A 16800-nucleotide genomic window follows, 5' to 3' on the forward strand; every position below is an offset into this window, starting at 1 on the left:
CCCACACCTCCGCTTTTCTTTACAGCATTTTATGCGCTGCATCGGGAGTTGTGCCCGTTTTTATTTCGGCTTGCGGCTGTCTTCGAGCTTTGACCGCTGACGAAGTTTGATAAGCCGGACGATATTTAAGACGAAAGCTTTTAAAACCGCGTAAACCGGCACGGCCAGAATCATTGCGAGAATGCCGCCGAAACTGCCCGCTCCGATAAGCAGAAGAATAATGGTGAGCGGGTGGGTATTGAGCCGTTTCCCGATGACAAGCGGAGAAAGCAGATTCCCGTCAAGCTGCTGGACGACAACGACAACAATAACGGCAAACAGCGCCTTAGCCGGCGAATCCATAAACGCGATAATCACCGCGGGCGCCGCCCCGAGAAACGGTCCCAGGTACGGAATGATATTGGTGACGGCGATCACCATCCCGAGAATTAACGCATACTGCAGGCCGATGATCCAATATCCGATAAAGCATGCCGTTCCGACAAAGAGACAAATCAGCAGCTGGCCTTGGAAATAGGCGGCCAATGTGACATATAAGTCATTAAATATTTTGCGACCTTCCGCCCGGTAGGAAGTAGGCAGGATTTTAACCGCCAAGAGCGGAAACCGCCGGCCGTCCTTCAGCATATAAAACAAAATGAACGGAACGGTGATCACGACAAGCGTGATATTCGTAACGACGCCGAACACGGCCGACAGGCTTGCCGTAATATTTTGCGGAAGGCTTTGTAAAAATCCCGTCAGAGACTGCTGGACTTTTTCTATCGACACATAATCCTGCGTCATCATCCACGTAAACCATTTGGAATGGGATAATTGCGCCGTCAAGACTTGAATCTGATGAATGTAATCAGGGAAATTGTTAATCAGCCCCGTGACCTGGGAAGCCACAATCGGTCCGATGGCGGTGAACATAAAGGCAATCAGGCCGATGAAAACGAGATAAATGAGCAGGATCGCCAATGTCCGGGGGATTTTTTTCTCAAGCAGGCGTACGATCGGATTAAAAATGAAAAACAAAATGCCCGAGATCAAAATCGGAAAAAACAGAGTGGTGATAAAACCGAAAAACGGCTGAAAAATAAACGAGACTTTCGTTGATACGTAAATAATGAGCAAAACGAGCAAAATTTGCAGCGTCCAAAAATGGACCTTTGATTTCAACAAGCGGTTTCCTCCTATTGTCATGTGAACTTGTACTGTGATTGTACCAAAAAAAGCCGCCGTGCATCTATGTATCTCAAAAAAGAAGACGCACCGGGGTTCTATAGGGCCGCCTCCGGTTTGCGCCTTATTCGTGCTGTTACACGCGTTCGGTATAATCAGGCATGACGGAAACCACATGGCGGTTTCTGATATAAAATACACGGTCATGCGTTTCTTCAATGGCGATGTGATCCGGAGTGGCATCAATCAGCCGTCCTCTGACAATGCGTCTGACGGTTTGAATGATAAACCTTGAGCCGATAAGTTTATGGATGGTCTGATAAACGTAAGGGTCCACTAACGAGACGATTTGCGGGCTTCCTTGATGGGCCATTTTCGCTGATCCCCTTTACTATGTTTTCCTTCAGCATATGCAGCGGACAAAGGCTTTGACACAGTACGTCTATCGGAGCGGAAAAGGTGTTAGTGAGCATGCGGAGTTATGTAAGCGGAAAAGGCCGCATGAGTGGCCTAGACTGAGCTTCTTAAGGGATATTGGGCTTGGTCAATTAACTGATCAAGCTTTTGGATTTGTTTGAGCGCGGCCGTGTGATCCATTTGGCGGTAATGGTGATGTCCGCCGGGTTCTTCATCGAGTTCATCCGCTTGTTTCACGATTTGCTGGAGCGTATTCTTGTCCAGTTCGCCTTCAGGCAGATAGGAATCGGTGTGAAGCAGAATCGCCAGCGCAATGTCCTTCGCCGCTTTCGGTTCTTCACCGAGCCGGATGAGCAGCTTATGCGCCCGTTCCGCGCCTTTAATGGCATGGATATCGTTTCTTCTGTACTTTTCATAATCCCATTTGCCGTCTGTGTACCATTCATAATGGCCGACGTCATGCAGTAAAGCCGCTTTCGCCGCAAGGTCCGGGCTGACACCTGCTTTTACGGCAAGACGGTATGCATGAAACGCGCAGGCGATCGCATGGGCGACACCGGAACGCTGTAAATACTTTTGTGCGATTGGATGGGTGAAGACATCCATTAACGTTACATTTCTCATGGAAACCCCTCCTTAATATATTTTTAGAATCCTAACATAAATCGAGAAGAAACTCAATTCATCTGATACATTTCTTATACCCCTTATACGTTGTTTCATTCATCATATGGCGCCGGACCCCGAAGTGATTGTACAAACAAAAAAGAGCAGCGTAAAAGCTGCTCTACAAAAATTCTTTAATATCGTATATCCGTCCGTTTTCCGGCTCGCCCGCGATCAGTGAGTGAATGACGCCGGCGATGTATTCTGGGCTTCTGAGGTTTTTCGTTTCTTTCAGATTGCGGAACCGCTCGATGTCATGGAAATCTTCTTTTGACGAAGAACGGATGACGGCCTGCATGTCTGTATCCATCACTCCCGGCGAGAATGAGATCATGCGGACCGGCAGCTCTTCATCTTCCTGTTCAAACCCAAATGTTCTCGTAAACATATCAAGCCCCGCTTTTGAGCTGCAATACGCGCTCCAGCCTTTATAAGGATTTTTCGCCGCGCCCGATGTGATGTTGACAATTGTTTTGCTGCCGCTGAACGCTTCGAAACGCTTTGTAAACATTTGGCTGAGCAAAACGGGCGCCGTCAGATTAAGGGTGTAATGGCGGTTTAATTCTTCGGCGGAAGCCTCTTTCGCCCGCTTGATCGGTTCCACCATGCCGGCATTGTTGATCAGTGTGACCGCAGAGTACCCCTTCTCCTCTGCTTGATCAAGAATCGCCTTCATCTGCCGCCCGGTATCTGCCAGATCGGTTAAATCAACACTGTATTCTGTCAGCCCCTCGCGCTTTTCCCCGCTTATCGTTCTTGAAAGCGCGGCGACTTCGGCTCCTTCTTGAAGCGCCTGTTCCGTAAGCGCCCGGCCCAAGCCCTTTGACGCGCCTGTTATAAGAAAAAACTGCATGAAACTCCTCCTTTTTTTCTTATTTTACGGGCTGTCTTCCCGCAAACACAAGCGATTCGTTTACCGCTTTGCCTTTTCCTGCGCCGTGACTTTCGGGATCAGATAGATCATCGCCGCAATCCCGAGGAGGATCAAGACGGCATAAATGACAGGAAGCAGATAAGAAGTCTTTTTCTCTTCCGTTTCCATATCTGCCGAGGTACGCCGCACCGCAGGCTCGGCAAATGTGATACCCAGTTTTTTCGATTGCGCTTTGATCGTATTCGGCTCCGTGTCTGACGATGTAAACAACTTTGATATCAGTTTGTCATCCGGGTTTTCGGCCGGCTGATCAAAGGTAATATCCTTCTGTTCTTTCGGAAGCGCCGTTTTTTCCTCGGAGTAGGCATCGTCGTGCAGGTAATCCGTACGAATTTCAATGTCTTTCTTTTCATATTCATTCGGCTTGACATCAGTATTTTCCTCATTCGCGGCTGCGGCTTGGGGAAGGAAAAGGAAAAAGGAGAGAGCAAACAGCAGCAATCCTTTTTCCATGAACGTGTTACGCCTCATAAGACTGATCACTTTCCTCCGTTTTTTCCGCAAACAGCCGAATGACGAGCGGAAGCGCCGCCGCAATCAGCGTAATAATCGCAAGAACCGTTACCCCCATCGCAAACAGATGGCCCGTTCCGTATTGAATATCGATATAGACTTTCGAAACCGGACTGTCAAAGGTGAAGTTCGGCATAATCAGGTCGATCAAAGGCGCCATATAAAAGAGAATGAGCGCTGATGATGCGATCCATCCGGTAATCGAACCGAAGACAAAGGCTGCCCGGATAAAAGCTGAACTCGCCGCAAGCAAGAGAATCGTAAAGACTGACCATTTAATCGTCTGATCGTCCGGAAGCGAGTAGATATTCAGACCGAACAGACTGATCATCAATCCGACCATAATGTTTAAAATCCCAAAGAGCGCGCCTTTGACAAGAAGCGGCGCCTGCTGATAATACGAGCTGAAATAGCCGATCAGAAGACTGCTGATCAGGACGATCACCAAAATGACGACCGGCGGAACATTCTGAACCCGGTCTTCCGGCACCTCTCCGCTGATTTTAAGCGGGTTGGCGAGATAATCGTAAACGTAGCCGTTTTCCTGTCCGTCAACGAGCGCGTTCCCTAAAATGCCGTACACGTCATTTCTGATCAATTTCGTGGAATCGACGTTTTTGCCCCAGTTGCTGTTCAGGGTGTCCGCTTTATGCTGGACGTCATTTACGCTTTGCTGCATATTGTCGGTATAGCTGATGATGCCGGACTGGCGTTCTGACAGATGGCCCATCGTGTCAGACATTTGCAGGACTTCGCGGCCGACGGTATCCTGAGCGCCGAGCGCCATCGTTCCGGTTAATCCGTCTCCGCTGAACGCGGCCGCTTCCTGCACGGCGCCTTCAGCCAGCTGATCGGATGCTTTCGCCGCGCTGTCTGAAATGCTGGCGAGCTCATCGAGCACTCCGGCTTGTTCATCTCTGATATAGGTACTGTAGTTATCCGAGAATTCGGTCATGCCTTTAATGAAATTGCTGATGTCTTCATCTGTCTGCATCTTGTTGTTTTTCAGGTTTTCCCAGCTTGCCGTTTCCACCGGTTTGATGGCGAGAACGGTTTGAACTTCGCCTTGCTGGGCTTTCAGCACCCTGTTTTTCACATCAGGCAGCGAGCCCGCGTCAAGAGAGTGATAAAGTGTCGCCTCATACAGGGATAAATCATTATAGTAACTCATTAAATCGGATATTTCTTTTGTATTGATGTCAGCGGCAAATATCTGTTCAAGAGCAGATTTGCGGCCGCTATCCAATGACGGGTAGTTCAGAATGTTCTGTTCTGTTCTTACAATCATTCTGTAAACGGTATTGAAGTCTTGTTCTCTCTTTTCTACTGTTTTTTCAAGATCTTCCTGTAATTTCTCCGCCCGTTTTTCAACTTTGGCAATCTGCTTTTTAAGGCCTTGGATTTCTTCATCAAGAGCATCAAGACGTTTTTTCAGTTCTTCATTATGAGTCTGCTGTTTCTCTTCCAGCTCTTTTTCAATTTGCTGAATCCGCTCTGCGGCTTGGTTCAGCCTTTCTTTCGCCTCAGATATGTCCGTGCCGCCGTCCTCTTCAGAATCGTTTGGATCGTCCGCCGGCTCATCAGCAGGCGGAGTGACGTTTTTAGCGGCTGTCGCGGTCTGGACGGTTTTTGGCTCCTGATCGCCTGTGTTATCGGAAGCAGGCAGCTCTTCTTTTGTGCCGTCTTCCGTTTTTCCGTCTTCTCCGGGATTCGTTCCGTTATTCGGATCGGTATCGCCGGAGTTTTCACCGTCATCGCCTTGGCCCGGTTTTTCAGGGGCCGGATTTTCTTTTTCCGGTTCTTTTAATCCGTCAGAAATGTGATTGATTTCAGCGGAGATGCGTTTTAACTCGTCACGCTGATCGTCAAGGTCAATTTTCAGATCGCCGGGTTTTTCTTCTTCCGGTTTTTCTTCTTCTTTCGGTTCATCCGAGCCGTCATCACCCGGGTCCTTTTCCGGAACGGTTAATGCCGGCCGATCCCTTTTCATAAGGGTTTGGATGCTGTTCAATGTTTCAAATCTTGCTTGAGCTTTATATTGCGTCAAATAATTGTCCAGTAAATTGGATTGAATATTCGCCATCCCGTGTTCCTGATCAGGAACCTGCGCTTCTCTCACCTGTTGGGCGGCAAAAAGAGCCGATCCCGTCTGGTCAAGCTGTGTCTGCGCCCGGTTTATGCCTGAAGACAGCCCGCTCATCATCGTGCTGAACTGGTTGGCGGCCTGCTGTGCTTTAATGGCATTCAGCCCGGTTGTGATTTGCTTTTGATTTTGTTCCTGCGCGGCCATCAGCAGTTTTTTCTGATTTTCTTGATATTGTTTATAGCGCTCGACCGTATCGGCAAAGTCTTTGAGCGTGGTTTTGGCTTCATCTGCCGAGGTCAATTTTTCTTTTGCATCGCCCTGCGCTTCATTCATTGATTTTTTCAGTTCGTCAATCAGGTCTTTTTGCCGCTTGATTTCACCTGCCAAGTCATTGGAGCTCGGCTTGTAAAAGTTGTACATGACGTTTTGAAACTCTGATTCTTTATTGACGATCTTGTCAAAATCGCCTCGGACATTGTTCACTTTTTGTGAGACGAAATTCCAATATAATGCCGACATTTTTTTATTCATTGATTTTTGGGCGTCTTCTAGCTCACGCTGCACCTTTTCTTTGTTGACGGCGTTCAGGTTGCTTTGAATATTGAATGTCAGCGTGGCTTTTTGCGGACGCTCCTTGTCATAGCTTAAGATATCTTTTGAAAAATCGGATGGAATGTAAACGACGGCGTCATACTTCTTAGCCGCCAGACCGTTTTCAGCCGCGCTCCTGTTGACAACCGTCCATGAATAATCCGGACGGCCGCCGAGAGCGGCCGCTACTTCTTTACCGAAATGGACGGATTCCTCTTCCTCATTTTCATCTGTTTGTAAGCCCATGTCTTCATTCACGACTGCGATTTGGCGGGTGGCGTTAATTTTTTGTTTTCCCGGGTCATCGCCGATAAACCGGAAAAACAGCACCGGCAGCAGCAGAATGATGACGACCGCGGCTATTAATTTGATCAGGCTTTTTCGTTGTTCAGTCATCTGACGGCCTCCCTTTCCGCTGAACATAAAGGTATTTGGATTTTTTGCTCCTTCCCGTTTTCAACCAAATAGCCGAAGCCCGGCTGAATGTCCGGTTCCTGCCTTTGGTAAGGCAGCGGAATGACATTTTGTTCGGATTTTTTCACAAGCAGCATCGCGTGGCGGATCTGTTTCATTTCCGTCGTTAAGGAATCATAGCCTTTTGAGAATTCGCTGTGATTGCCCGCCGGGATAAAACTGAAGCCCACATGCGCGTAAGATTTCATAAACATCGCCAGTTTGTCCTGAATGGCGGTGTCGATCGTCTGCTGGAATCTTGTAATGCCGTCGGCCATTAACACGACCGGAGAGAAACTGAGTTTGTGCACATCGCCATTTTTGACGGCCTGCGCATACTGAGCTTCGCGCTCCGTGAAAATAGCTTCTGCCGTTTCGATCCACTGCCGGACGTCTTCTTTTGTGTCCAGATAGCTGACCTTTGTTTCCTGCGCATACTGCGACAGTCCGCGGTCAATCGAGTCAAACAGCCCGACCCGTTCCGTACCTTCACGCAGCAGGTGATTCAGCATGACTTTCAGGATATTTGTTTTTCCACGCTGTGTCTGGCCTAAGATAAGGCAATGCTTATTTTTGCCCAGATCAAAGTACACAGGGCTGACCTTTTCCTCATGAAGCCCGACAGGAATGCGGAACGGTTCTTGATCCGGGCCGAGACGGAGTGAAAATTCGCCGGCCGTCAGCCTATCCGGAAGCATCGGAATCGGGTCTGGGCCGGCTGTTCCGGCGTGGCGCTCAGCTAATGCTTTGACATCGGCTTTCAGCGCCTGGAACATCACGAGGTCATTTTCCGCTTCAGCCGGAAGAAACATTTGCGCGAAATACAGTTCTTCTTTTTGGATCATCACGCGGCCCGGGATCGGTTCGAGACTGAACGGCGGACGCCCGTAAATGGAGTATCCTTCTGACTGATCCATTAAATAATGGACGACTTTCGTTTTTATGTTGTTTAACAGCGACTGGCGGACGGCGTTTACCCTCGTTGCAGTCAGCAGGAAGTAAATGCCTAAGCTTTGCCCGTCGCGTGAAATCTGGATAAATTCCGTTTCTAATTCATGCATTTCATCTTTGACGATGTCGAAATTGTCAATTGTGATAAATATAAACGGCAGCTCTTCTTCACTGAGCGAATTGTACATTTTGATATGGCTGACTTCTTTTTCTCTGAACAGCCGTTTCCGCCGCTCGATTTCTTCCTTGATGCGGATCATGAATTTTTCGATCTTTCTCATTTGATCCATTAAGAAATAGTCTGCGGTGTGCGGAAGCTTTGCCAATGGCAGAAGCGTGCCGTTTCCGAAATCAAAGATGTACATATGAAGCTCTTCCGGCGTGTATCCTTCCGCGAAGTTCATCAGGAAGGTGATGGCAGCCACTGACTTGCCGTAGCCGGATGAGCCGAAAATGCCAATGTTGCCGTCATCCATCATCGTATAAGCGAGAGGCGCCTGTCTTTGCTGATCAGGCTCATCAACGCAGGCGATGAAGAACCGGTCTTTTTCCTGCGCAGGGTAAAGCGTGCGCGGGATACGTTCGGCAAGCGGCGGAAGCCACGGGCTCGGCAGCTTTTCAATGCCCATTTCATTTTGAATCCGCTCGATTTCTTCGACTACGGCTTCTATTTCTGCCGGGGCGTCTTTTTTCGCCGCATCATCCGCGTCCACCTCAGACAGCGGAATTAAGCCGGTGTCGGTAACGATGGCAATGTCATCCTCGGTGCCGTATACATCTTCCATGTAAGGGGCGCCGCTCCAGGCAGACTGGAACTGCTCATACACTTCGTTATTTCCGACTTGCAAGTAGCCGCGTCCGGTGACCGTAATATTCGCCGCATCACTGTTTTTCAGGATTTCTTTACTGTCACTTGCATCCTGCACTTTCAGCGCGACCTTAAAGCGTGAGTTGCTCCATATTTGGTCGTCAATGATGCCGCCCGGCTTTTGCGTGGCGAGAATTAAATGCACACCAAGGCTCCGTCCGATGCGGGCCGCGCTGACAAGCTCCCTGATAAAGTCAGGCTCTTCGCTTTTCAGCTCGGCGAATTCATCTGAAATCAAAAACAGGTGCGGCATCGGAATATCCGTTTCTCCCTGTTTATACAGCTTTGTATAGTCATTGATGTGATTGACGCGATATTGATCGAACAGCCGCTGCCGTTTTTTCAGTTCGCTTTTAATGGATGCAAGCGCCCTGATACTGAAGTTTCTGCTTCCTTCAATATTCGTGATGGTCCCGAGAAGGTGCGGCATCTTGCGGAACGGCTGCGCCATTCCTCCGCCCTTATAGTCAATCAGCAAAAACGCCGCTTCATGCGGGTGGAAATGAACGGCCAATGACAGGATGTACGTTTGCAGAAATTCACTTTTCCCGGAGCCGGTCGTTCCCGCCAGCAATCCGTGCGGCCCGTGCGCTTTTTCATGCAGGTTTAAATAGACGATGTCGTCTTTTCCTTTATAGCCGATCGGAACAGCCAGCGATTTTGCAGACTCACTTGTCTCCCACTTCTGCCTGATGCCGATTTCTTTTACTTCCTTCGCATGAAACAGCTCCAGAAATGAGACCGTTTCAGGAATGGAATTCGTCATTCCGACCTGATGGTGCAATGTCCGAAGCGTCCGGGAAAACCGCTCGTTGTTTGTCCGTTCGTGCCTGTCCAGCTTAAACGGGATCTGCACCGCTTTTTTCTGCTGAATGAGAATGTCTCCCTCATCTTCATTAATGTAGCGGACGAGGGTGTGAATGTTTTCCGCCAGGCTTTCCTTCGTTTCAGCGGCGATGATTGCCGAGATGCCGAGATGCTCATGCCGGCCTTCGATGTATTCTAAAATGACGTGCTCTGCGATCAGCTGCTGATTTGTGATGACAAAGACAAAATGCGGCTGGAAGATCTTTTTTTCTTTATCTTCTTCCAAATCCCGCTCCCGCAGCAGCTCGTAAATGGACGATAACAATTGATCGCGGGTCTGTTCATTGTAAATAAATCCTTTCGCATACATATGAGGCAGCTGAAATTGCGGCAGCCACTTCATCCATTCCCATTCCTTATATTCGTCCTCATGAAAGATAAAGACAAATCGCAGGTCATGGTAGCTGTTGAAGAACGCGAGCTGGCCGATCAGCTGATGAATTTCATTTTTGACGATCTGAGGTTTCCCGACAAGCCCCATCGGCCCTTCTTGTAAATCAACGGTCACGGGCGCATGGCGGATATCTTTATACACACGCTGCATGTGCTGCGACTGCTCCATCAAGTCATCCACATCACGGTTCGCAAGGTCTCCGCCGCTCATTGAAATCTCGTAGCTTGCCGGGACCGTGCCCGTTCCGAGCCGAAGCATCAGAAAATCCCTGCTTTCCAGCGATTTCTCCCAAATGCGGCCGCTGATTTCAGAAGTTAAATATTTCATTTTTTCAAACGGGGGAAAATGATGCGTCAGCACTTGCTGCTGTTTTTCCGACAGCGTCTGAAGCTCTTTCCGCTTGCTTTCTAAATACTGCTTGTACACACGCTCCCGTTTTTCCTCCCGTTTTTTCCGCTGGTTTTTTTCACGGAAATACTGCACGGTGGACGTAATGAGAGTCATCATAAACATCGCCAAAGAGACAAGGATGAATATGCCCCTCGGCTGTATAATGGCGACAACCCCCATTACAATCAGCATGACCAAAGGAGGCAGAATGACGAGCCACAGCCCCCGGTTATTCTGTTCGCTTTCCTGCGAGGGAAAGCTGAATGAAACGCGGTCTTCTGGAAGATCGTAGACCATGCGCGGCGTTCTTCGATATTGCGGGTATTTCTTTTTCAATTCGGTGCTTGGTTTTACCGTTTTGGTTAAACCGGTTTGAAGCTTTTCGTGATGAACGATTTCTAAAAGGTCGTCCTCCGTCAGCCTCACACGCAGAAAATTCCACAGCAGCTCATCTCCCGTCCGGAGCCTTTCGGGAGCTTCTGCAAGTATTCCGTTCACATAAACGTCCTGGCCATCAGGGACGACAGACCAGCATCCTCCCGACTTTCGCAGATAAAAAGCCCCTGTTTGAGCGGAGGACGGCTCTTTGTATATATCCGCTTCCTCTGTTTCTGATGAGAAAACGATCTCATCCTTCCCGCCGATAAAATAAACGGAGGATTCTTCTTTGTCAGGGGTGAGCAGAAGCCGCATCGTCTCTTCTTCAATCCGGCAGGGCATTTCATTTCCTATTGTCAATTCGCCGGCACAGTTATTTCCCAGGAAAACATCATAACGATCTGTTTCTTTTCGATAAAGGGTTGCGGCGTTTTGCCGTAACGGAAGTGTGCCGACCGTGATTGTATCTTTCATATCCGGACCGATCGTAATCGGCTGAGACGGCGGGAGTTCAGACAGCTGAATCTTTTGTACGTGCTCTCGGTAAAAGACCCATAACAGACTCATATGGCGAACCTCCTGACAGCCTGATCGTTACCTGCGGCCATTTGATGTGTGCTGTTATTTTTTCTCATCTTTTTTCTCATCTTTCTTGTCGTTCTCTTTGTTATCTTTCGCTTTGTCTTGTTTGCTTTCATCCTGTCCGGCGGAAGCTTCGGCGGTGTCACCGTTTTCCTCCGCTTCTTTATGCTGCTCCTCCGCCTCTTTTTTCGCCTTCGCAAGCTCGCTTTCCACGGCGTCCAGTTCTTTCTGCTTTTCGTCGTCTTTCATACTGTCATCCGCTAATAATTGCTGTTTATATTTTGTAAGTCCGAGCCAGATGTACGGGTTGTACTCAAGATTGCGGCCGATTTTGATGGCTTCTTCATTTTCCCCTCTGCCGATATCAATCCAATAAAGGAAATGCTTCGGGTCTGATTGCAGCGTGACCAGATTCCCGATGTTTTTCCGCTGCTCTTCCCTCAGATTTTCAACTGCCACATAAGAGGAAGCAAGCTCGTACTGGACAGATTCCGGGAGGCTTTCCGCATCGTATTTGGCGAGTGTGTCAATGACTTTGCTGTACTGCTGATTTAAAAAATAGCGGTTGCTTTCCGTAATTGCCTCTTGCTTTGGCTGGGCGAAAAACAGAACGTATAAGGAGTAAAGAAGTGTCGGCACAAGGAGGACGGCAAGCGCCAGACCGGCGTATCTTTGGATTTTCCATTTCTTTTTCGGCAGTTTTATGTATGTCTTGTCCCTTTCTTCGAGGGAATCAATTGCGGTTTGAATGGTTTCTTCCAGTTCTTCAATCGTCTCCGCCTCTAGCACGCTTTTCACCTCAGGAGAGAAGTGAAGCGTCTCCTTGTACTTCAAATATTCATCGAAGGTGTACGCCCCGTCAGCTGCAAGCGCCGCACAGGCTTTGAGCTCTTTTAACACCCTTTCTCTATCTTCCTCATAAGGCGGAAGGCTCTCCTTTACGCCGTAATGAAGAAAGTAAGGCGTCAGCGCTTTATCAAACACGATATTTTCAGGGGCGGCAATCAGATTGAGACGTTTCAGCTTATGCTGTTTCACGGCTTGGACGAGACGGTAGGCAAATTGCCACCTGCTTTTTTTATCTTTTCCTTTTATATAGCGGAAAGCCTGATAAGAAGAAGGAGGTTTGATTGTGATGGTTACTTCGTCTTCTGAAACTGAGACCTCTTTTTGAAAAAAAGGATCAGCATCTTTAATCACGTTTGCTTCCAGCCCGTCAAGAAGCTTGATTTTTTCCCGCTGGAAGGTGAACGTGAAGCCTGATTCGGTTTCTTCCCGGACGGCGTCTAATTCTGTTTCTAAATAAGATCTGTTATGACCTGTCATTCCACCATGTCCTTTCATAAAATTTCAAGGCGGTCTCCGTTCGTAATGCCGCAGTCAGATAGCTTTTGTTCTCCGGAAAAAACCGCTTCTTTATTGACCACTCTGATCCAATAGCCTTCACGCGGCGGAACGGATACATGCTGAGCCTGCCGGGCAATATCAATGGCTTTTTTCACAGAATGGTAATCTGACAATCTGAGATCGAAGACGCTGCCGTTATAATGTGTTAAATCTATTGTAATATCGATATACATATTCATATCACCCTTACATAGAAAGAGCGCCGTCTTCTTGATTGAATCAGGCGCTCCGTTTCTTCATTCATCTTATTATCCGCGAATTTGGTTAGCGATATCTTGGTCAGTAGACTCAAGCGTATTTGCCGTTTGATCGAGCTGATGATTCACATCTTGAAGCAATTCAGACATTTTAATAAATGAAGGTTTCAGCTGCTCATATTGATCTGCAAATGCTTCACTTGAAGCACCTTCCCACATGCCTTTCAAATCAGAAATCATGCGGTTCAGGCGGTCAACCTGATTCATGACTTCCTGACTTTCAACGCCATATTGCTTAGCCATCGCTCTTAGCTCTTCGGGTGTGACACGAATTAATCCAGACATATTCCTTATACCCTCCTGTGTCATCAGCCTAAATATGGGCTAATTCACTTATTTTTTGAACGTCATTATTATAAAAACAACCATTCGGCACAGTCAAACAAATCTGTTTTAATTTTACAAAATGAGTCTTATGATATATTGGATTTTTCGTTATATTTACACATTTTGTAAATGTAATAGTATGATTTTCTTATTATTTTCGTTTTCATCGAATGATCTTATTGTCCTAGTCCATTTCCCTGCAAAGATGCCTTTCAGTCTGAAAAGCAAGATGGTAAGATCAAGATATGAAGCTATGAAAAAGTAGGGATACAGATGACCAATCCAAAGGATCCATTTAAGTACAGTTTCGACAGGCTTGAAGATGTTGCCGACCATATCAGTGAAGTTCTTCAATGCCCCATTACAATAGAAGACGTTAATCATAAACTGCTTGCATACAGCACGCACAGCGATTGTACAGATCCGGCCCGGACGTCGACGATTATCGGGCGGAGGGTGCCGGAAAAAGTCATCAACAAACTCTGGAAAGACGGAACCATTCCGGCCCTTTTAAAAACGGACCAGCCGATCAAAGTGAAAGAAATTGACGAGGTGGGCCTGAGCAACCGCGTGGCGATTTCCATCTGGAAAAACAGTCAGGTTCTCGGATTTATTTGGGCGCTTGAGATCAAAAAAAAGCTCAATGACGAAGATCTGAAGACACTTCAGCTGGCAGCCAAAGCGGTGCGGAACAAGCTTTTGCACCTGCAGATCCGCAAAACGAAAATCGAAGAGCGGGGCCAGGAGTTTTTTTGGAAAATGCTGACCGGCCATATTTATCAGGAAGCCGAAATGGCCGAAGGGTTTCATAAGCTCGGGATGGCGCTGCCGTCCGTGTTCAGCGTCATGATCATCCGTTTACATGATGAGCTGACTGAAAAGACGGAACAGCAGCTGCAATATTTGCAGGAAACGACACAGCAGATTCATGTCATGCTGGCGACTGTTGATTCAAATGAATTAATCTTATTAGCCGCGCCGAAAACCGATCAGCCTTTTAAAGATGTAAAGCACTTCGCCCTTCATATTCAAAAACAGCTGAAGGAACGATATAAAATTGAGGATGCGTCGATTGCGGTCGGCGGTATTTACGAATCGATTTCTTATGTTTACCGCTCCTATCAGGAAGCGCTTTCCGTATTAAAAGCGAAAGAGCGGTTTGTGAGAGAAACCAAACACCTTTTCAGCTTTTCGGAACTCGGCATTTATCAGTACCTGGATGTGTTGGATGAAAAACGCAAGCACAGCGGCTATATGAACTATTCCCTCTCAAAGCTTGAGCAGTATGACAGGGAGCACCAAGCCGATATGGTAAAAACGCTCGAACATTTTATTGATGCCGACAGCAACGTCAACACCGCCGCTAAAGCGCTTAACATCCATGTCAATACATTGAATTACAGGCTGAAAAGAATCAGCCAGATCGCAGAAATCGACTTAAAAAATGTGAATGAAAAGTTTACGATTTACCTTGATATCAAACTTCGCAGCATGGGTTCGTGAAATTTCACAAATCCGTGTTTTTTTATTTTCTGTTTCAAACAAAGAATTTTCGCAAAAATCGCGCTACACTTGAAGCATCACACAAACATTGGGGGAAACAGACATGATTATCGGGGTTCCAAAGGAAATCAAAAACAATGAAAATCGAGTGGCATTAACACCTGGAGGCGTTTCACAGCTTATCGGAAACGGCCATCGGGTTCTTGTGGAATCCGGAGCGGGACTCGGAAGCGGCTTTACAAATGAAGATTATGTATCAGCAGGGGCGGAAATTCTGGAGGACAGAAAGCAAGTATGGGATGCGGAAATGGTCATGAAGGTAAAAGAACCGCTGGCTGAAGAGTATGCGTATTTCCGTCAAGGTCTGGTCTTATTCACTTACCTTCATTTAGCTGCAGAGCCGGAATTAGCTAAAGCGCTTACAGAAAAAGGCGTGACAGCTATCGCGTACGAAACGGTAACGGACGGACGTTCCCTTCCGCTGCTTACGCCGATGTCCGAAGTGGCCGGCAGAATGGCCGCGCAAATCGGGGCTCAGTTTCTTGAAAAACCAAAGGGCGGAAAAGGAATTTTATTAGCCGGCGTACCGGGTGTATCCCGCGGAAAAGTCACGATCATCGGAGGGGGCGGCGTCGGAACAAATGCCGCGAAAATGGCTGTCGGACTCGGTGCCGATGTGACAATGATCGATTTGAACGCAGACCGCCTGCGTCAGCTTGATGATATTTTCGGGCATCAGATTAAAACCTTGATGTCAAACCCTGTAAATATTGCAGATTCCGTCGCGGAAGCGGATCTTCTGATCTGCGCCGTGCTCATCCCGGGAGCCAAAGCGCCGACTCTCGTTACGGAAGAGATGGTTAAACAAATGAAACCGGGTTCCGTCATTGTTGATGTTGCCATCGATCAGGGCGGCATTGTGGAAACCGTTGATCATATTACAACCCACGATAATCCGACTTACGAAAAACACGGCGTCGTTCACTACGCTGTCGCCAATATGCCGGGCGCCGTACCGCGTACGTCTACGCTCGCATTAACGAATGTAACCGTTCCTTACGCGCTTCAAATCGCCAATAAAGGCGCGGCACAAGCCATTGCAGACAGCCCTGCGCTTAAAGCGGGCTTAAATACGGCTAACGGACATGTCACGTATGAAGCGGTAGCCAAAGACTTAGGCTATGACTACGTGCCTGCTGAAAAAGCAATGCAAGGTTCGGCTGCAAAAGCTTAATAGATATGAAGAGGACAGCCTGATCAGCGGGCTGTCCTTTTTTTCTTTCTCATAAAAGGAAAAACGGCCCCCTGTCTCGAATATCAATTCATATCCCGAAAGAAAAAGGAGGATTCATATGGCTGTTCAGCACTATGGTGTATTAAAAGGCACTGTGTCAGATATGAAAAGGGAAACAGATGATGATTCTCCGCATTTTCAAGTCGAGGTGCTAGGCGAGCCTGATACGCGCTATCGCTGTGCGATCAATGTCATGTCAAGTTCAAAAGAATCAGAGGTTCTGTATGAGGCACGAGATCATTTTGATGCAAGCGCGATCACCCTGCTGCCCAACATTCCGTATGGATATACCCCAATTGATGAAACCAGCCGTGAGCTGGCGCTGGATTATGTCCGCGGCGGATTGTTTGATCCCCGGAACATGGTGCCCCTCCCGCATGAAGTCACCGGTCCGGATAATGACTTAAATGACTTTATTGAGACGTACATGCAAAAAGCCAAATCAGAAAAAGCCACCGTCTATATTTACGGCTCTAAATTCGGGCCGGAGCCGGGCGCTGATAAGATTTTCGGGTTCAAGCCGACAAACGGCATGCATAATATTCATATGAATCAGGGAAACCCAATTGATACACGCTGGAAGAAGGATAACGGAACGTGGCACGACGGCGGTATTTTAATCCAGTTTGCAGACCAGTGGGCCGCGGTCTTTTTGGCTTTTCTGTCTCAGTCATGGTGCACGAATGAAGAAGGCCACCCTTATACATTTTGTGATCATACACAGCTTAACGGCTGATGTCCGCATAAAAAGCCTG

Annotated in this window: 13 protein-coding genes; 3 read left to right on the top strand and 10 right to left on the bottom strand. The window is 47.7% G+C overall.

Annotated features, from left to right (window positions below; genetic code table 11):
- Positions 1–60 precede the first annotated feature (60 nt).
- The 10 genes from JNUCC22_RS14610 to JNUCC22_RS14655 all read right to left on the bottom strand — a co-directional run bounded on the left by JNUCC22_RS14610 (position 61) and on the right by JNUCC22_RS14655 (position 13206).
- A complete protein-coding gene (locus JNUCC22_RS14610) occupies positions 61–1167 on the bottom strand; it encodes an AI-2E family transporter (protein WP_007408683.1) in 1107 nt (368 codons plus the stop codon).
- 136 nt (positions 1168–1303) lie between these two features.
- Positions 1304–1540, bottom strand: a complete 237-nt coding sequence (locus JNUCC22_RS14615) for a DUF2642 domain-containing protein (RefSeq protein WP_003152023.1) — start codon at positions 1538–1540, stop codon at positions 1304–1306.
- Between the two features lie 137 nt (positions 1541–1677).
- On the bottom strand, positions 1678–2208 hold the full coding sequence (locus JNUCC22_RS14620; protein WP_007408684.1) for an HD domain-containing protein: 531 nt from the start codon (positions 2206–2208) through the stop codon (positions 1678–1680).
- A 163-nt stretch (positions 2209–2371) separates the two neighbouring features.
- Positions 2372–3103, bottom strand: coding sequence for a (S)-benzoin forming benzil reductase (locus JNUCC22_RS14625; RefSeq protein ID WP_007408685.1), 732 nt, complete (start codon positions 3101–3103; stop codon positions 2372–2374).
- 60 nt (positions 3104–3163) lie between these two features.
- On the bottom strand, positions 3164–3637 hold the full coding sequence (gene essA, locus JNUCC22_RS14630; RefSeq protein WP_007408686.1) for a type VII secretion protein EssA: 474 nt from the start codon (positions 3635–3637) through the stop codon (positions 3164–3166).
- A 7-nt stretch (positions 3638–3644) separates the two neighbouring features.
- A complete protein-coding gene (gene esaA, locus JNUCC22_RS14635) occupies positions 3645–6770 on the bottom strand; it encodes a type VII secretion protein EsaA (RefSeq protein WP_216061843.1) in 3126 nt (1041 codons plus the stop codon).
- A complete protein-coding gene (essC, locus tag JNUCC22_RS14640) occupies positions 6767–11242 on the bottom strand; it encodes a type VII secretion protein EssC (protein ID WP_150941370.1) in 4476 nt (1491 codons plus the stop codon). The genes esaA and essC overlap by 4 nt, the downstream gene beginning before the upstream one ends.
- A 54-nt stretch (positions 11243–11296) precedes the next feature.
- The gene (gene essB, locus JNUCC22_RS14645) at positions 11297–12583 is read right to left on the bottom strand and encodes a type VII secretion protein EssB (protein WP_039063744.1); all 1287 of its coding nucleotides are present in this window, start codon (positions 12581–12583) and stop codon (positions 11297–11299) included.
- Positions 12584–12597: 14 nt separating this feature from the next.
- Entirely contained in the window at positions 12598–12837 is a 240-nt protein-coding gene (locus tag JNUCC22_RS14650; RefSeq protein WP_150941371.1) for an ESX secretion system protein YukD, read from the bottom strand.
- 75 nt (positions 12838–12912) lie between these two features.
- Positions 12913–13206 (bottom strand): WXG100 family type VII secretion target, encoded by a 294-nt coding sequence (locus JNUCC22_RS14655; protein ID WP_003152013.1) that lies wholly within the window; start codon positions 13204–13206, stop codon positions 12913–12915.
- A gap of 315 nt (positions 13207–13521) precedes the next feature.
- On the opposite strand from JNUCC22_RS14655, the gene JNUCC22_RS14660 reads away from it, so the two are divergent.
- From JNUCC22_RS14660 to JNUCC22_RS14670, 3 genes are all read left to right on the top strand, one after another.
- Positions 13522–14751 (top strand): sporulation transcriptional activator AdeR, encoded by a 1230-nt coding sequence (locus JNUCC22_RS14660; protein ID WP_007408691.1) that lies wholly within the window; start codon positions 13522–13524, stop codon positions 14749–14751.
- 103 nt (positions 14752–14854) lie between these two features.
- Entirely contained in the window at positions 14855–15985 is a 1131-nt protein-coding gene (ald, locus tag JNUCC22_RS14665) for an alanine dehydrogenase (RefSeq protein WP_003152011.1), read from the top strand.
- A gap of 118 nt (positions 15986–16103) precedes the next feature.
- Entirely contained in the window at positions 16104–16781 is a 678-nt protein-coding gene (locus JNUCC22_RS14670) for a YukJ family protein (protein ID WP_150941372.1), read from the top strand.
- Positions 16782–16800: the final 19 nt, after the last annotated feature.

The sequence above is a fragment of the Bacillus sp. JNUCC-22 genome (assembly GCF_018861275.1).
Classification (GTDB): Bacteria; Bacillota; Bacilli; order Bacillales; family Bacillaceae; genus Bacillus; species Bacillus velezensis.

What these genes read in the sequence shown, in the direction of transcription:
- JNUCC22_RS14660 (WP_007408691.1), top strand. Translation starts at nt 13,522, where the DNA reads ATGACCAATCCAAAGGATCCATTTAAGTACAGTTTCGACAGGCTTGAA.
- essB (WP_039063744.1), bottom strand. Translation starts at nt 12,583, where the DNA reads ATGACAGGTCATAACAGATCTTATTTAGAAACAGAATTAGACGCCGTC.
- JNUCC22_RS14625 (WP_007408685.1), bottom strand. Translation starts at nt 3,103, where the DNA reads ATGCAGTTTTTTCTTATAACAGGCGCGTCAAAGGGCTTGGGCCGGGCG.
- JNUCC22_RS14655 (WP_003152013.1), bottom strand. Translation starts at nt 13,206, where the DNA reads ATGTCTGGATTAATTCGTGTCACACCCGAAGAGCTAAGAGCGATGGCT.
- essA (WP_007408686.1), bottom strand. Translation starts at nt 3,637, where the DNA reads ATGGAAAAAGGATTGCTGCTGTTTGCTCTCTCCTTTTTCCTTTTCCTT.
- ald (WP_003152011.1), top strand. Translation starts at nt 14,855, where the DNA reads ATGATTATCGGGGTTCCAAAGGAAATCAAAAACAATGAAAATCGAGTG.
- JNUCC22_RS14670 (WP_150941372.1), top strand. Translation starts at nt 16,104, where the DNA reads ATGGCTGTTCAGCACTATGGTGTATTAAAAGGCACTGTGTCAGATATG.
- JNUCC22_RS14650 (WP_150941371.1), bottom strand. Translation starts at nt 12,837, where the DNA reads ATGTATATCGATATTACAATAGATTTAACACATTATAACGGCAGCGTC.
- esaA (WP_216061843.1), bottom strand. Translation starts at nt 6,770, where the DNA reads ATGACTGAACAACGAAAAAGCCTGATCAAATTAATAGCCGCGGTCGTC.
- JNUCC22_RS14620 (WP_007408684.1), bottom strand. Translation starts at nt 2,208, where the DNA reads ATGAGAAATGTAACGTTAATGGATGTCTTCACCCATCCAATCGCACAA.
- essC (WP_150941370.1), bottom strand. Translation starts at nt 11,242, where the DNA reads ATGAGTCTGTTATGGGTCTTTTACCGAGAGCACGTACAAAAGATTCAG.
- JNUCC22_RS14615 (WP_003152023.1), bottom strand. Translation starts at nt 1,540, where the DNA reads ATGGCCCATCAAGGAAGCCCGCAAATCGTCTCGTTAGTGGACCCTTAC.